This is a genomic window from Skermanella aerolata KACC 11604, from assembly GCF_000936425.1.
GTDB lineage: Bacteria > Pseudomonadota > Alphaproteobacteria > Azospirillales > Azospirillaceae > Skermanella > Skermanella aerolata.
Genome location: NZ_AVFK01000021.1, coordinates 118,614 through 132,960, shown reverse-complemented (window position 1 = coordinate 132,960; position 14,347 = coordinate 118,614). Strand labels below are relative to the sequence as shown.

Sequence of the window (14,347 nt, the reverse complement as noted above, 5' to 3'; positions counted from 1 at the left end):
CCGGCTGCGGCGGGTCGGCCTGGGCCATCTGCTGCGGCGGCTCCGGTACCGGGTCCGGCGCCGGCTTTTGTTGCGGCGGCCGGGGCGGCGCAGGAGGGGTTTCGTCTACCTGGGGTCCAGCCAATTCACCGGCATCGACGATTTCGATCGGGATCGTATCCTGGATCTCGATAGGCTTCTGCATCAACGGCAGGCCCAGGACGGCGATCAGGATCGCCGCCACGTGGACCACCGCCGAGAAGAGGATGCCGTTGCGCATGCTTTTATCGTGCCGCGGCTTTGGGTTGCGGCAACTCTGCGACCAGTCCGACCTTGGTGAACCCGCCGGCGCTGATCGTACCCATGACCTGAAGCATGGTGCCGTACTGGATCTTCGCGTCGCCACGCACCAGCACGCGGGCCTCGGGGTTGTTCTCGGTGATCGCGCGCAGCAACGGCACCAGATTGTCCAGTTCGACCTGGGTTTCCTGGACGTAGATGCGGTTCTGCGTATCGATCGAGATGAACAGCGGCTTGTTGTCGGCCGGCAGGGACGGCGCCGCCGTCTTGGGCAGATCGACCGGCACGCCGACAGTCATCAGGGGCGCCGACACCATGAAGACGATCAGCAGCACCAGCATGACGTCCACGAAGGGCGTGACGTTGATTTCCGATAGCTGGCTGTACGAGCGGCGCTTGCCGCGGCCGTTGGATTTACCGGCGAGCTGGGCTCCCATGGTCAGCCCCGCTCTTCGAGATATCGCGACAGGATCGAGCTGAATTCACTGGAAAAGGCGTCCAAGCGGTCGGCATAGCGCCCCAGGTCGGTCGAGAACTTGTTGTACGCGACGACGGCCGGGATGGCGGCGACGAGGCCGAGGGCGGTGGCGAACAGCGCTTCAGCGATGCCCGGCGCCACCACGGCGAGGCTGGTGTTGTTCGAGGCCGCGATCGAGGTGAAGCTGTTCATGATGCCCCAGACGGTGCCGAACAGCCCGACGAACGGAGCGGTCGAGCCGACCGTCGCGAGGAAGGACATGTAGCGCTCGGCCCTGGCCATCTCGCGGCCGATGGTCACCGACATGACCCGCTCGACCCGCTGCTGCAGGCCGGCCTTGATGCCCGACGCGTTCAGCGCCCGCTCGCTGGCGTGACGCCACTCGCGCATGCCGGCGGCGAAGGTCGCGGCCATCGGGTCGTTCGGCTGCTTGCCGACATCCTCGTACAGCTTCTCCAGCGAGCCGCCGGACCAGAAGCTTTCCTCGAAATCGGCGGCCTGGGCATTGAGCTTCCGCAGCTTGACGATCTTTTCGAAGATGATCGCCCAGCACCAGACCGAGGCCGCGAACAGCATCAGCATGACCGCCTTGACCACGATGTCCGCGGCCATGAACAGGCCCCACACGGACAGGTTATGGGCCGTCGCTGCGGCAGCTCCGGAGGTGACGACAGAAGGATCCATTTTAGTCAGTCTCGCCCATTAGCTAATTACGTCGCGCGCCTGAAGATCGTCCAGCGCCAGCCGGACAGGGCCGGGCAGCCGGACAGGACGTCCCTGCGGATTGAGGCAGAACACGGTTAACAAAATACGAACAAGGAGCCGGCGCTCGGTCTTGGCAGCCATGTCGGCCACTATGAAAATGGTCTGCTCGAACACGATGGAGGCGCCGCCGATATCCGCTATCCGCGTCTCGACTTCAAGCAGGTCGTCGAGCCGCGCTGGCCATCGGAAGTCGATCTCGCACCTGCGTACCGCAAAGGCCACACCTTCACTCTGGACGAGGTCGGTATGCCCGCTGCCCAGGGCGCGCAGCATCTCCGTACGTCCGCGTTCGGCGAAGCGCAGGTAATTGGAATGGTAGACGATGCCGCCGGCATCGGTGTCCTCGTAGTAGACCCGGATTGGGAGCCGGTGGACCGCGCCGTCCAGATATCCGCCCGGATCACCCATCCCCCGATCATTCATCCCTGGATTACTCATCAAGGTCCACCTCTGGCACCAGAAGGTCAAGCTGTCGGGCCGGCACCTGCGGGACGCTGAGACCTAGATAGCGGAAGCCGCCATCGGTCAGCATGCGTCCACGGGGCGTACGCTGGAGCATGCCCTGCTGGATCAGGTACGGTTCGACCACTTCCTCCAGCACGTCGCGCTGCTCGCCCAGCGCCGCCGCCAGCGTCTCCACGCCGACTGGGCCGCCGGCATAGTTGCCGGCGATGCAGCCGAGATAGCGGCGGTCCATGCCGTCGAGACCGAGCCGGTCCACTTCCAGCCGGTTGAGGGCCGCGTCCGCCGCCCTGGCATCGACCGGTCCCGGCCCCGCGACCGAGGCGAAGTCCCGCACCCGGCGCAGCAGGCGCCCGGCGACGCGTGGGGTGCCACGGGACCGCAACGCGATCTCCGAAGCGCCATCGGGTGTCAGGTCCAGCCCCAGCACGCGGGCGGCGCGGCTGACGATCAGCTCAAGCTCGTCCGGTTCGTAGAATTGCAGCCGCAACGGAATGCCGAAGCGCTCACGCAGCGGGCGGGTGATCAGGCCTGACCGGGTGGTCGCGCCGACCAAGGTAAAGGGCGGCAGGTCGATCTTGATCGAGCGCGCAGCCGGCCCCTCTCCGATGATCAGGTCGAGCTGGAAATCCTCCATCGCTGGATACAAAATCTCCTCGACTGCCGGCGCCAGCCGGTGGATCTCGTCGATGAACAGCACATCGTGCGGCTGAAGGTTGGTCAGCAGTGCCGCCAGATCGCCCGCCCGCGCGATCACCGGACCGGAGGTCGAGCGGAACCCCACGCCAAGCTCCCGGCTGACGATCTGCGCCAGCGTCGTCTTGCCGAGACCGGGAGGACCGAAGAACAGGACGTGGTCAAGCGCTTCCGACCGCGCCCGCGCCGCCTGGATGAAGACCGCAAGGTTCTCGCGGACCTGGCGCTGGCCGACGAACTCCGACAGGCTGAGCGGCCTGATCGTGCTGTCGGGCTGCTCGCCGGTCATCGGCTCCGCCTGGACCATGCGATCGGGATGCCCAGCCTCCTCCATCACGCGCTAAGCTCCTTCAGTCCCATCATGATCAGTTGTTCGACCTTGGCGTCCGGTCCGGCCTTCTGGACGGCGGCGGCCACGGCGGTAAACGCGTCGGCGCGGCGGTAGCCCAGGTTGACCAGGGCGGACACCGCGTCGTTGGTGACACCGGCTGTACCGGATGCGGCGGCACCCGCCGGGCCAGATGTCGCGGCCCCGCCGCCCATGTAGAGGTCGGCGACCTTGTCCTTCAGCTCGCTGATCAGGCGGTTGGCCAGCTTCGGCCCGACGCCGTCGGCCTGGACCAGCGCCGTCCGGTCCTGAGCCGCGATCGCCTGTCCCAGCTTCTCCGGCTCCAGCACCGACAGCAGCGCCAGCGCCACACGGGACCCTACTCCCTGGACGGTGGTCAGCCGCCGGAACCAGTCACGCTCCGGCTGATCGACGAAGCCGAACAGGGTTATGGCGTCCTCGCGCACCTGCATCTCGATGCGGAGCGACACGGCGTTCCCGGTGTCGCCGACGCGGCGCAGCGTGCGTGCCGAGCAGAACACGAGGTAGCCGACGCCGCCGCAATCGACGATGCAGTGGTCGGTCCCGACGCTGTCGAGCAAACCTGAGAGCTTGGCGATCATGTCACGCTCCGCTGCAAGGTCACCACCCGCCGGGTTGCCGCATGGTGCGCGTGACAAATCGCCACGGCAAGGGCGTCGGCGGCATCCGCCGACTTCATCTCGACCCCCGGCAGCAGCATTCCGACCATGATCTGCACCTGGTTCTTATCGGCGTGCCCCGCCCCCACGACCGACTTCTTGACGAGGTTGGTCGGGTACTCCGCCACCGGCAGCCCGGCCCTGGCCGGCACCAGCAGCGCCACTCCGCGCGCCATGCCCAGCTTCAGGGTCGAGGCCGGGTTCTTGTTGACGAAGACTTCCTCGACCGCCGCCTCGTCCGGCTGCCAGCGCTCGATCACCGCCGTCAAGCCGTCGTGCAACTGCACCAGCCGTTCCGCCAGCGACAGGTCGCTGTCGGAATGGACGGCGCCGTTGGCGACATGGCTCAGCCGGTTGCCGGAGACATCGATGATGCCCCAGCCGGTATGGCGAAGCCCCGGATCGAGGCCTACCAGACGGAACGTACCCGCTCCCATCATCAAGCGGTCAGCCGCTCCAGCAGGTCGTCGGCGATCTCGAAATTGCCGGAGACCGTCTGCACGTCGTCGCTGTCGTCCAGCACGTCGATCAGCTTCAGCAGGCTGGCGGCCGCTTCCTCCTCCAAGGCTATCGTGTTGCCCGGCTTCCAGGTCAGGCCGGCGCTCTCTGCCGGGCCGAACTTCGCTTCCAGGGCGTCGCGGACGGTGGACATGTCCTCCATCGCCGTGGTGATCTCGTGGACCTGATCGTTCGATTCGACGTTCTCGGCGCCGGCTTCCAGCGCCGCTTCGAACATCGCGTCCGGTTCGGCGGCCTTGGCCGGATAGACGATCAGGCCGATGCGGCTGAACATGAAGGCGACCGAGCCGGTCTCGCCCAAGGTCCCGCCATGTTTGGTGAAGGCGGAGCGCACTTCGGCGGCGGTGCGGTTACGGTTGTCGGTCAGCGCCTCGACGATCAGGGCGATGCCGCCGGGACCGTAGCCCTCGTACCGCACTTCCTCATAGTTGGCGTCGTCGCCGCCGGGACTGCCGCTCTTTACCGCGCGGTCAATCCGGTCCTTGGGCATGTTCTGTGCCCGAGCCGCGATGATGGCGGCGCGCAGGCGCGGATTGGCCGCCGGGTCCGGCAGTCCCGATTTCGCCGCGACGGCGATTTCTCGAGCGAACTTGTTGAACATCTTGGCGCGCTTGATGTCCTGCGCACCTTTGCGATGCATGATGTTCTTGAATTGGGAATGACCAGCCATGCGCTAAACCTGCCCCTTGATTAAGGCTCTCTCGTGTGACCATAGGGATGATGGGGCAGCTATCTACCACACCTGGTTCAGGGCCGCACGCGACAGAACAGTCGCAAAACACCAGTCACCGCGAACAGCCGCCCCTCGACAGCGCGTCGCCTAGTTAGGATATCAATATGGCGGGATTACGGCGCACCTAACCCGTTTGCGCAGGACATCGATGAAACGTCGTTGGGCCACGGCCCAACCTACAAACACCCGTAGGTTGGGCCGTAGCCCAACAAACTGTCCAGGACGTCTACGTTACGCCACCACCGGCAGATGGTTCGCCAGCCGCGGTCCGACCCGTACCGGCTCAGCCCGGACGGCCAGTCCCGTCCGGTCGTCCGTCTCGACGAAGACGCCGCAGACCGTCGCCTCGTTTTCCGCCGGGGTCATCTTCTCGGTCGGCAACTTGCGGACGAAACGGGCGATCGACACTTCCTTCTTCATGCCGATAACGCTGTCGTAGTCGCCGCACATGCCTGCATCGGACTGGAACGCGGTGCCGCCGTTGAGGATCTGGAGATCCGCCGTGGGGATGTGGGAGTGGGTGCCGACCACCAGCGATGCCCGTCCGTCGAGATAATGGCCCATCGCCATCTTCTCGCTGGTCGCCTCGCCATGGAAGTCTAGGATGACGGCGTTGATGCCGCCACCCAGCCGGTGCTGGCGCAGCACCTTTTCTACCGCCGCGAAGGGGTCGTCCATCGCGTCCATGAACAGACGCGCCATCACGTTCATCACCAGCACCTTGCGGCCGCCCTGAAGCTGGAAGATCGAGGCGCCGCGCCCCGGCGTGCCTTCCGGGTAGTTCAGCGGGCGCAGGATTCGCGGCTCGCGGTCGATCGAGCCGACCAGTTCCTTCTGGTCCCAGACGTGGTTGCCGGTCGTGATGCAGTCGGCCCCGGCCTCGAAGAACTCCTTGGCGATCTTGTCGGTGATGCCGAAGCCGCCGGCGGCGTTCTCGCCGTTCACCAACAGGAAATCGGTCTTCAGGGCAGCCCGCAGCTCGGGAATTCGCTTGAGGGCGGCCTCGCGGCCACTGCGTCCGACCACGTCGCCTAGGAACAGGAGTCTCATATCACCATCAATCCAATACGCCGATCCAGTCGGCCAATCCAACAAGCTGAATTAATCAGCGATCTTAAGAACGAATTTTTCGGTCACCAGCCAGTCGAGCGGCTGGTCGTAGCGGTCACGCGGCACACCGTCCACTTCCTGACCGGCGAAGGCGATACCGACGGCCATGACGCGCTTCGACCGGCGCAGGCGTTCCAGCGTCCGGTCGTAGAACCCGGCGCCGTAGCCCAACCGGTAGCCGGCGCGGTCGAAGGACAGCAGCGGCACCAGCAGCACGTCCGGATCGATCTCCGCCACGGTAGCTGCAGGAGCAAGGATGCCGAGGCCGCTCCGCTCCATCGGGGTCTGGGGCGTCCAGGTGCGGAATGCCAAGGGCTCGCCTTTGGCGACCACCACCGGCAGAGCGCAGCCGTAACCGATCAGGTCCAGATGGGACAGGGTATGGCGCACGTCAAGCTCGGTGCCGATCGGCCAGTATCCGGCGACGACGGTCGTCCTGGGAAAGACGGCAAGCAGTCCGGCGACGCGTTCGGCGACCGCTTCGGCGGCGGCATGACCTGAGGATGCGGCGGCATCCGCGCGGCGCTGCTTTGCAGCCGCCCTGGCCTCGGTCTTGATCCGGAGAAGTTCGCCGGGAGAAATGTCAGCGGGGCCGGTCATCGGACCGCGATCCGGGAAGTGGAAGGTGCCGCTTGGCCGTTGGCGTATTTGCTATCCTCTGCGACCTGCCTAGGCAGGTGGGCGCCATGTACCGAGACCAAGATCCCGGCAGGGACAGCTCCCGAGAGTAATAGGTTATCGGCCCCAGGGATAAAGCAGCCTGACGAACCGCGCAGCAGCCTTCCGATCCCTAATCTAGGCACGCTCGAGCCTGGCCGCAATATCCTCGATGCGTTTTGCCAGATGATCGACGGCGGCGACCACCACTTCCTCGTCTTCCGGAGCCATTCCGGCCGGCGGCGACTGCTCGCGCGAGGCGGCGGCAAGCGCATCGTATTCCGACTTGAGGTCGAAGAGCTGATCGGTAACCAGCAGGGCCGCCATGGCAAGGGTCTGTCCCTCGCCCGCCAGCGGCGCGCGGGCCGCGACCGCGCGCACCTGCCCCTCCAGGTAGCTGGCGAGGTGGCGCAGGCGCGCCTCCTGCCCGTCTTCGCAGCCGATCAGATAACTGCGGCCATTCAGGGTAATGTCGACACGCGGCATGCGCTCTCAATCCTCCAACACGGTCTGCAAGCGGTCGATCGCCGTATCCAGACGCGCCGACACGTTGTCGGCCACGGCGCGCGCCTCGGCCTCAGCCTCCTGGGCGACTGCCAGAGCCCGCGCCAGTTCGTCGCGCTCGGCGAACACACGGGCTTTGTGATGGTCGAATGCCGCATCGAGATGGTCGATCGCCACGTCGAGACGTTCCAGAGCGACTTTCAGACGGTCCATCGGGGCGAAGCCGATCCTGCGCAGATTTAAAAAGATAGCCAGCCCGACCTTAAGCAGGCGCCGGCGCCGCCGTCAACCGCAGTGCGACCGATCGAGGCATGACGGGGCGAGTTTCCACGGGTTCCTCAGGGTGTTCCGGCCCTCTTCGCCTGCCCGCCGCCCGCACATCGCCAACGCATGACACATCGAGGCATCTCGCTTGTTGACGTAGGCAATCGGCAGCGGCATGGTGCCCGCGTTTCACGTCCGTGAAGCCTGGACACAAACTCCAGTACGCATTGGTGTTAGCGCCGACACCACCGTCATCGCTATAACCGCTGCGTCAAGATCAGAACAAAACCGGGAACACCTCAACCATGCCGACGTCGCCCACCTCCGCCGCGACCCCTGCAAGCCCTGCCGGCGTCCCGCACGAGCAGTTGGCCAATGCGATTCGCGTCCTTGCCATGGATGCGGTCGAAGCCGCAAAGTCCGGGCACCCCGGCATGCCGATGGGCATGGCCGACGTCGCGACCGTGTTGTTCGGCAAGTTCCTGAAGTTCGATCCCAAGGTGCCGATGTGGCCCGACCGTGACCGCTTCGTGCTGTCCGCCGGCCACGGCTCGATGCTGCTCTACAGCCTGCTCCACCTGACCGGCTACGAGGAGATGACGATCGACGAGCTGAAGCGGTTCCGCCAGCTCGGCAGCAAGACGCCCGGCCACCCGGAAGTGCTGCAATCCGGCGGCATCGAGACGACGACCGGTCCGCTCGGCCAGGGTATTTCCACCGCCGTCGGCATGGCGCTGGCGGAGCGTATCCTGAACGCCCGCTTCGGCGACGATCTGGTCGATCACTATACCTATGTCATCGCCAGCGACGGCGACCTGATGGAAGGCATCAGCCACGAGGCCGCCTCCTTCGCCGGCCACCTGGGTCTGTCCAAGCTGATCGTGCTGTGGGACGACAACCAGATCTCGATCGACGGCCCGACCAGCCTGAGCTTCACCGACGACACGCTGAACCGTTTCCGCGCCTATGGCTGGGACGTCCGCGAGATCGACGGCCACAATCCGCAGCAGATCCACACCGCGATCGAGTACGCCCGGACCACCGACGCTCCCTCGCTGATCGCCTGCAAGACCATCATCGGCTACGGCGCCCCGACCAAGGGCGGCACACACCACTGCCACGGCTCGCCGCTGGGCGCCGACGAGATCAAGGCCGCGCGCGAGAAGCTGGCCTGGACGCACGAGCACTTCATCATCCCCGAGGAGATCACCAGCGTCTGGCGCGGCTTCGGCCAGCGCGGCGTGGCCGAGCGGGAGAGCTGGGAAGCGCGGCTGAACGCCGCCGGCGACACCGCCCGCACCAGCTTCAACAACGCCTTCTCTGGCGACATGCCGCCCGACTTCGACGCGCTGATCGACGGCTTCAAGGCCAAGATCTCCGCCGAGAAGCCGAAGCTGGCGACCCGTGTCGCATCGGGCAACGTGCTCGACGTGCTGGTCCCCGCCGTTCCCGAGTTGATCGGCGGCTCCGCTGACCTAACGCCCAGCAACAATACCAAGGTGAAGAACACTGGCGCCGTCCAGCGCGACAACTTCAACGGCCGCTACGTCCATTTCGGCGTGCGCGAGCACGGCATGGCCGCCGCGATGAACGGCATGGCGCTACATGGGGGCATCATCCCCTACGGCGGCACCTTCATGACCTTCAGCGACTACTGCCGTCCGGCGATCCGTCTGGCAGCGCTGATGAAGTGCCGCACGATCTTCATCATGACCCATGACAGCATCGGCCTGGGCGAGGATGGCCCGACCCACCAGCCGGTCGAGCATGTCCCGGCGCTGCGCACGATTCCCAACCTGCTGGTCTTCCGCCCGGCCGACGCGGTCGAGACGGCGGAATGCTGGGCCATCGCGCTGAAGAGCAAGCATCGCCCGTCTGTGTTCGCCCTGACCCGCCAGAACCTCGCGACCGTCCGGACCGAGCACACGACCGAGAACCTGTCGGCCAAGGGCGGCTATGTCCTGGCGGCCGCCGAGGGCGAGCGCAAGGTCACGATCTTCGCGACCGGCTCCGAAGTCGAGATCGCCGTCGAAGCCCGCAAGGCGCTTCAGGCCGAAGGCATCGGCACCACGGTCGTTTCCATGCCGAGCTGGGAACTGTTCGAGGAGCAGGACGAGGCGTACCAGGAAGAAGTGATCGGCGAGAACACCGTCCGGATCGCCGTCGAGGCGCAGATCCGCCAGGGCTGGGACCGCTACGTCGGACGCAAGGGCGCCTTCATCGGCATGAAGAGCTTCGGCGAATCCGCGCCATACCAGGATCTCTACAAGCATTTCGGCATTACTGCCGATGCAGTCGTGGCGGCTGCCAAGGCAAGGTTGTAAACGGGCACGATCAAGCCCGTAATCGAGTTTAAATCAGGAGGAATCAATGGCTGTCAAGGTTGCCATCAATGGATTCGGTCGTATCGGCCGGCTGGTGCTGCGGGCTATCTACGAATCGGGCCGCAACGACATCGAAGTCGTGGCGATCAACGATCTGGCCGACATCCACACCAACGCGCACCTGCTGAAATACGACAGCGTCCACGGCCGTTTCCCCGGCACCGTCGAGGCCCGTGAGGGCGTCATGGTCGTCAACGGCCACGAGATCAAGGTCGTACAGGTCCGCGATCCGGCTCAGCTCCCCTGGGGTGACCTGGGCGTCGAGATCGCGCTGGAATGCTCGGGCATCTTCACCAAGCGCGACGATGCCGCCAAGCACCTGACGGCAGGCGCCAAGAAGGTCCTGATCTCCGCTCCGGCGACGGATGAAGATCTGACGGTCGTCTACGGCGTCAACCATGACAAGCTGACCGCCGAGCACAAGATCGTTTCCAACGCGTCCTGCACCACCAACTGCCTGGCTCCGGTCGCCTTCGTGCTGAACAATCTGGTCGGCATCGAAAAAGGCTTCATGACGACGATCCACAGCTACACGGGCGACCAGCGCATCGTCGATACGATGCACAAGGACCTGCACCGGGCCCGTGCCGCAGCGCTCAACATGATCCCGACCTCCACCGGCGCCGCCAAGGCCGTCGGCAAGGTGCTGCCGGAACTGAAGGGCAAGCTGGACGGCACCGCCATCCGCGTTCCGACCCCCAACGTCTCGGTCGTGGACTTCAAGTTCGTCTCCAAGCGCGCCACCAGCGTCGAAGAGATAAAGAAGGCGATCTCCGAAGCCGCCAACGGTCCGCTCAAGGGCATCCTCGCCGCCTATGACGAGGAACTGGTCTCGACCGACTTCAACCATGATCCGCATTCGTCGATCTTCGCCCTGAACGAGGCGAAGGTCATCGACGGCAACCTGGTCCGTATCCTGACCTGGTACGACAACGAATGGGGCTTCTCGAACCGCATGGCCGACACCGCCATCGCGATGTCGAAGGTCGGCTGATCTCGGTCGGCTTGAGGTGAGTGAGAAAGGCCTGCCGGAGCGACGCTCCGGCAGGCCTTTCTTCTTTATGTTTCCATGCTTGTAACAACGGTATTATACCAGGGGCCGAAGACATTGACCTGTGTGGGCAGTGTTTGTTGGGCCGTGGCCCAAGACTTCCGAAGCGCCGATCAAATTCTTCGGCCCTTGGTATTAAACAATGACTGGTCTGGAGCTTAGATGTCGGGCTGAAGAGGCCCGACCTACGCCAGCGTGCTCATGTACAATGGCGGGAGCGACGTTCGAAAGAATTGAGTGCTTTTGTAGGTCGAGCCTCTTCAGCCCGACATCTCTGCCGGAACTCACCGATCAATCTTGATTGCCGATGGTATTATTGTTCCACCACATCATTTTCATCGATATCACAAGTCGCTTCAATAAACTCCATGACGTCTTCTTTACGATCAGCTAGCGCAACCGCCAAGGATTGCCGCTTTGCCTCTTCCCCGAAACCGGGTGCATGCACATCAATAACTAAATCCGGATCGATCACCGCGTCTACTCCTTCACTAGATATCAGCTTTATGGCTTCGCCAGATCCGGGTCCAGCGTCATCGTCAGGATGCTGTCGGCCAGCAGTCTGCCTAAGCAGTTGTGGACGAAGGTGAAGCTGCGCTGCTTGGCTTCCGGCGTCTCGGTGTTGAAGTCCACCTGACCGTCCTCGACCCAGTGGCGCATGATGTCGTAGCGGGGGAAGTGGAAGACGTCGTGGTTTTGGGTGACCCAGTCGATGTAATCGACATAGGGCTGGAAATTGATGAGCTGGGTGGTTTGTAGGCTGTACTGCATGTCCATGACGATGATGTCGGACCCCATGTCGTGGACAAGGCCGATGCCCTCCGACAGCGCCTCCCCAAAGCTTTCGACGTTCAGATTGCGCATCGCATCGACCGTGCCGACCTGCCAGATCACCAGGGCCGGCCGTTCCCGAGCCAGCGAGGACTTCAACTCCAGGACCATCTCCGCCGCCGATTGGTCCGGCAGGTTGCGGACCGCCACCCGAACCTCGCGGCCGGGCATCCTGCGCTTCAATTCAGCTTCAAGGCGCGCCGGATAAGTCAGCGGGGCTCGGGAGGGCTGGGGATTGGCGGTCCGGACAACGAGCACCGTCAGCGCACCGCCTTCCTGAAGTGCCGCGCGCGCATTGGGCAGAACGGCATCGACGCTCAGGACGGTATCGGGGATGGCGCAACTTTCCGGGGCCGGCTCCTGAGCCACGGCTGCCGTGGAGGTGCTCGCCACGACGCAGAGGACGGCTAGAAGGCGATGCAGGCGCATGCGGAGGATCATGCTCCGGAATCCTTCGCTGCCGCTACGTTCCGCCGGGGCTGCCTTTCGGCCTTCTGATACCAGGTCAAGATCCGTGCGACCACCACCATCGCCCCAATCCCCAGAACGGTCGTCGCAAGCTGTGCCAGCAGCGAGTCATTGAATTGTACGAGGATAGTCTGCCCGGTGAACGATAAAATAATACCAAGACAGAACACCTGGAGGGATTGACGTCCGCAGGCGACGATGGGCTGGGCGATCCACCCGCGCAGCCAGCTGGCGTCCTGTCCGACAAAGCAAAGGACGACATAGGCGAGGGCGGCGAAATGCAGCAGCCGCAACGGGTCGAGGTCCGTCTTGCTGATCGGGTACAGGAATTCGCCCAACATGGTCGGCATAAGGGCACCGAGCCACGCGATCCGCCACGACAGCGCCAGGACGAACGACACCAGCAGGTACAGGATCGATGCGGTCAGCAGGCCCCCCGACGACGGCAGCCCTCCCCCCGCCTGCCGGTAACGCTGGACCGCTCCGCCCAGCACGAAGAGGAACTGCCATGCGAAAGGGTTGAAGTACCAGACGCCTCCCTCCGGATAGGTCGGCAGGTTCCACTGGAAGCTCCGCGCCGCGAGGTACAGCAGCGCCGAGCCGGCCAGCACCAGCCTGGGACGGGAAACCAGCCCTGGCAGCACCAGGGGAAAAGCCAGCAGCAGCACGATGTAGAGCGGCAACACGTCCAGATTGGCCGGCCTGAACATCAGGATCAGCGCATGGACCAGCGCCAGGGTAGGGTCTTCGAAATAGCTGGCGATGCCCATCTCTTCGCGGAACAGCGGGTTGTCGAAGACCCGTGCCGTATACGCGACCTGTGCGGTGAACGCGAAGAACAGGAACATGTAGGTGACGTAGAGCGTCCAGCAGCGGTGCAGCACCTTGGCGGCGGCGAACGCGAAGCCCCGCTCTGCGAAAACGCGGGAATAGACCAGCGTCGCGGTGTAGCCGGATATGAAGACGAAGATTTCGGTGGCGTCGCTCAGACCGTAGTTCCGCAGCGTTGCCCAGGCGAACTGGTTGGCCGGGATATGGTCCACGAAGATGAACCACAGCGCCAGTCCCCGGAAGAAATCCAGGCGGAGGTCGCGATCGCCGCTGCTTTTCACTTGGCCTGCCATCGCCCTGACTTACAGCGGATCAACGGGTTGAGGCAAGTCGGACCCAAAATGGAAAGGGCGGGCATCCCGGAGGATGTCCGCCCATTTCGCCGTCCGGCTTGACCGGTTACAGAAGCTTGCCGATCAGGATGCCGGCCGCCAGCGCTACGACCACACTGGACAGCGGGTTCTTCTCGATCCGGTGGCTGACGTTTTCGACGCCTTCCTGGGTGTGGCGGCGGATGTCGCGGTAGCTCTCGTCGGCAATGTTCCTGACCTGCCGGCGTCCGTCGTCAACGGCACTGGAGACCGAATTGCCCGCTTCGCGAGCGCTTTGACCGAACTGTTGGGCGAACTGGTCGAACCGGTCGGTCAACGCCGCGATCGCTTCGTCCGTCGAGAGATCCTGACCACGTCCACGTGTCGAGGAATAAGCCATGGTGGCAGCTCCTTTTGTCTGTTCAGCTTATCCAGCTATTACAGAAGGACAATGACTGACCACCCCGGCTGGTTGCGTCATGAACTTTATTTTAGGACTTTCGGTCAGGCTCGTGCCGCGGTGCCGGCGCCGCCGAACCCAAGGAACTTCTCCAGCTTCAATGCATAGGCGCCGCTGCCGAGAAGGGCCTGGACCAGCAGCATGACCGTCCAGAAAGCGGGGAATTCCCAGCCGCCGCCCGTCTTGGCGAACATCCAGCCGTTGCCGGCGTGCTGCAACGTAGCGCCGATCATGATCGGCAGCAGCGCCAGGGCGATAACGCGGGTCCAGGCGCCAAGGATCAGGGCTAGACCTCCGCCGACCTCGCCGAGGATGACGAGATAGGCCAGGAAGCCGGGATAGCCGATGGTCTCGAAATACTGCACCGTGCCGGGGATCGTGAAGGTGAAGATCTTCATGCCGCCATGGGCGAGAAACAGCAGGCCGAGGCTGACGCGCAGCAGCAGGGCAGCGTAGTCGGCGTTCGAGTTCGATGTGCGAGAGTCGATCATGACAGGTCCGTCCGTTCCGATGTG

At 64.2% G+C, this 14,347-nt stretch carries 18 protein-coding genes, 1 other RNA gene and 1 pseudogene; 2 read left to right on the top strand and 18 right to left on the bottom strand.

Translation table 11 applies throughout. The features are described 5' to 3' along the window. The 13 genes and pseudogenes from N826_RS23180 to N826_RS23125 form a co-directional block, all read right to left on the bottom strand. Positions 1–259, bottom strand: a pseudogene (locus N826_RS23180) (hypothetical protein); the annotation flags it as partial. A gap of 4 nt (positions 260–263) precedes the next feature. Then, positions 264–716 carry a protein TolR gene (gene tolR / locus N826_RS23175; protein WP_044432669.1) on the bottom strand — a complete coding sequence of 151 codons (453 nt, stop codon included), beginning with the start codon at positions 714–716 and terminating at the stop codon, positions 264–266. Between the two features lie 2 nt (positions 717–718). Further along, the gene (tolQ, locus tag N826_RS23170) at positions 719–1,441 is read right to left on the bottom strand and encodes a protein TolQ (protein WP_044432667.1); all 723 of its coding nucleotides are present in this window, start codon (positions 1,439–1,441) and stop codon (positions 719–721) included. 18 nt (positions 1,442–1,459) lie between these two features. Next, the gene (gene ybgC, locus N826_RS23165) at positions 1,460–1,930 is read right to left on the bottom strand and encodes a tol-pal system-associated acyl-CoA thioesterase (RefSeq protein WP_044432666.1); all 471 of its coding nucleotides are present in this window, start codon (positions 1,928–1,930) and stop codon (positions 1,460–1,462) included. A 22-nt stretch (positions 1,931–1,952) separates the two neighbouring features. Further along, positions 1,953–2,987, bottom strand: a complete 1,035-nt coding sequence (gene ruvB / locus N826_RS23160; RefSeq protein WP_244619548.1) for a Holliday junction branch migration DNA helicase RuvB — start codon at positions 2,985–2,987, stop codon at positions 1,953–1,955. Positions 2,988–3,013: 26 nt separating this feature from the next. Continuing rightward, positions 3,014–3,631 (bottom strand): Holliday junction branch migration protein RuvA, encoded by a 618-nt coding sequence (gene ruvA / locus N826_RS23155; RefSeq protein WP_044432662.1) that lies wholly within the window; start codon positions 3,629–3,631, stop codon positions 3,014–3,016. Next, complete coding sequence (ruvC, locus tag N826_RS23150) at positions 3,628–4,146, bottom strand: crossover junction endodeoxyribonuclease RuvC (protein WP_052831886.1); 519 nt, start codon at positions 4,144–4,146, stop codon at positions 3,628–3,630. The genes ruvA and ruvC overlap by 4 nt, the downstream gene beginning before the upstream one ends. Before the next feature lie 2 nt (positions 4,147–4,148). Next, entirely contained in the window at positions 4,149–4,898 is a 750-nt protein-coding gene (locus N826_RS23145) for a YebC/PmpR family DNA-binding transcriptional regulator (protein ID WP_044432659.1), read from the bottom strand. A 294-nt stretch (positions 4,899–5,192) separates the two neighbouring features. Continuing rightward, positions 5,193–6,011: a TIGR00282 family metallophosphoesterase gene (locus tag N826_RS23140; protein ID WP_044432658.1), complete on the bottom strand. Its 819-nt coding sequence runs from the start codon at positions 6,009–6,011 to the stop codon at positions 5,193–5,195. Positions 6,012–6,062: 51 nt separating this feature from the next. Then, positions 6,063–6,671, bottom strand: coding sequence for a 5-formyltetrahydrofolate cyclo-ligase (locus N826_RS23135; protein ID WP_044432657.1), 609 nt, complete (start codon positions 6,669–6,671; stop codon positions 6,063–6,065). Positions 6,672–6,692: 21 nt separating this feature from the next. Continuing rightward, positions 6,693–6,853: non-coding RNA, 6S RNA (ssrS, locus tag N826_RS41290), on the bottom strand. A gap of 13 nt (positions 6,854–6,866) precedes the next feature. Then, entirely contained in the window at positions 6,867–7,214 is a 348-nt protein-coding gene (locus N826_RS23130) for a cell division protein ZapA (protein WP_044432655.1), read from the bottom strand. Between the two features lie 6 nt (positions 7,215–7,220). Next, a complete protein-coding gene (locus tag N826_RS23125; RefSeq protein ID WP_044432653.1) occupies positions 7,221–7,445 on the bottom strand; it encodes a hypothetical protein in 225 nt (74 codons plus the stop codon). Positions 7,446–7,801: 356 nt separating this feature from the next. On the opposite strand from N826_RS23125, the gene tkt reads away from it, so the two are divergent. After that, positions 7,802–9,820, top strand: a complete 2,019-nt coding sequence (tkt, locus tag N826_RS23120) for a transketolase (RefSeq protein ID WP_044432652.1) — start codon at positions 7,802–7,804, stop codon at positions 9,818–9,820. Between the two features lie 46 nt (positions 9,821–9,866). Next, on the top strand, positions 9,867–10,874 hold the full coding sequence (gap, locus tag N826_RS23115; RefSeq protein WP_044432651.1) for a type I glyceraldehyde-3-phosphate dehydrogenase: 1,008 nt from the start codon (positions 9,867–9,869) through the stop codon (positions 10,872–10,874). Positions 10,875–11,244: 370 nt separating this feature from the next. On the opposite strand, the gene N826_RS44280 is transcribed toward gap, so the two are convergent. The 5 genes from N826_RS44280 to N826_RS23095 form a co-directional block, all read right to left on the bottom strand. Further along, positions 11,245–11,406, bottom strand: coding sequence for an antitoxin MazE-like protein (locus N826_RS44280; RefSeq protein ID WP_169789404.1), 162 nt, complete (start codon positions 11,404–11,406; stop codon positions 11,245–11,247). Positions 11,407–11,435: 29 nt separating this feature from the next. After that, positions 11,436–12,203 (bottom strand): SGNH/GDSL hydrolase family protein, encoded by a 768-nt coding sequence (locus tag N826_RS44275; RefSeq protein ID WP_044432650.1) that lies wholly within the window; start codon positions 12,201–12,203, stop codon positions 11,436–11,438. Then, positions 12,200–13,342, bottom strand: coding sequence for an OpgC family protein (locus N826_RS23105; protein ID WP_244619546.1), 1,143 nt, complete (start codon positions 13,340–13,342; stop codon positions 12,200–12,202). Before N826_RS23105 ends, N826_RS44275 begins: the two co-directional genes overlap by 4 nt. Before the next feature lie 118 nt (positions 13,343–13,460). Further along, positions 13,461–13,772: a DUF883 family protein gene (locus N826_RS23100; protein WP_044432648.1), complete on the bottom strand. Its 312-nt coding sequence runs from the start codon at positions 13,770–13,772 to the stop codon at positions 13,461–13,463. Positions 13,773–13,876: 104 nt separating this feature from the next. Further along, positions 13,877–14,323 carry a DoxX family protein gene (locus N826_RS23095; protein WP_044432647.1) on the bottom strand — a complete coding sequence of 149 codons (447 nt, stop codon included), beginning with the start codon at positions 14,321–14,323 and terminating at the stop codon, positions 13,877–13,879. Positions 14,324–14,347 lie beyond the last annotated feature (24 nt).

What these genes read in the sequence shown, in the direction of transcription:
- tolR (WP_044432669.1), bottom strand. Translation starts at nt 716, where the DNA reads ATGGGAGCCCAGCTCGCCGGTAAATCCAACGGCCGCGGCAAGCGCCGC.
- tolQ (WP_044432667.1), bottom strand. Translation starts at nt 1,441, where the DNA reads ATGGATCCTTCTGTCGTCACCTCCGGAGCTGCCGCAGCGACGGCCCAT.
- ybgC (WP_044432666.1), bottom strand. Translation starts at nt 1,930, where the DNA reads ATGGGTGATCCGGGCGGATATCTGGACGGCGCGGTCCACCGGCTCCCA.
- ruvB (WP_244619548.1), bottom strand. Translation starts at nt 2,987, where the DNA reads ATGGTCCAGGCGGAGCCGATGACCGGCGAGCAGCCCGACAGCACGATC.
- ruvA (WP_044432662.1), bottom strand. Translation starts at nt 3,631, where the DNA reads ATGATCGCCAAGCTCTCAGGTTTGCTCGACAGCGTCGGGACCGACCAC.
- ruvC (WP_052831886.1), bottom strand. Translation starts at nt 4,146, where the DNA reads ATGGGAGCGGGTACGTTCCGTCTGGTAGGCCTCGATCCGGGGCTTCGC.
- N826_RS23145 (WP_044432659.1), bottom strand. Translation starts at nt 4,898, where the DNA reads ATGGCTGGTCATTCCCAATTCAAGAACATCATGCATCGCAAAGGTGCG.
- N826_RS23140 (WP_044432658.1), bottom strand. Translation starts at nt 6,011, where the DNA reads ATGAGACTCCTGTTCCTAGGCGACGTGGTCGGACGCAGTGGCCGCGAG.
- N826_RS23135 (WP_044432657.1), bottom strand. Translation starts at nt 6,671, where the DNA reads ATGACCGGCCCCGCTGACATTTCTCCCGGCGAACTTCTCCGGATCAAG.
- N826_RS23130 (WP_044432655.1), bottom strand. Translation starts at nt 7,214, where the DNA reads ATGCCGCGTGTCGACATTACCCTGAATGGCCGCAGTTATCTGATCGGC.
- N826_RS23125 (WP_044432653.1), bottom strand. Translation starts at nt 7,445, where the DNA reads ATGGACCGTCTGAAAGTCGCTCTGGAACGTCTCGACGTGGCGATCGAC.
- tkt (WP_044432652.1), top strand. Translation starts at nt 7,802, where the DNA reads ATGCCGACGTCGCCCACCTCCGCCGCGACCCCTGCAAGCCCTGCCGGC.
- gap (WP_044432651.1), top strand. Translation starts at nt 9,867, where the DNA reads ATGGCTGTCAAGGTTGCCATCAATGGATTCGGTCGTATCGGCCGGCTG.
- N826_RS44275 (WP_044432650.1), bottom strand. Translation starts at nt 12,203, where the DNA reads ATGATCCTCCGCATGCGCCTGCATCGCCTTCTAGCCGTCCTCTGCGTC.
- N826_RS23100 (WP_044432648.1), bottom strand. Translation starts at nt 13,772, where the DNA reads ATGGCTTATTCCTCGACACGTGGACGTGGTCAGGATCTCTCGACGGAC.
- N826_RS23095 (WP_044432647.1), bottom strand. Translation starts at nt 14,323, where the DNA reads ATGATCGACTCTCGCACATCGAACTCGAACGCCGACTACGCTGCCCTG.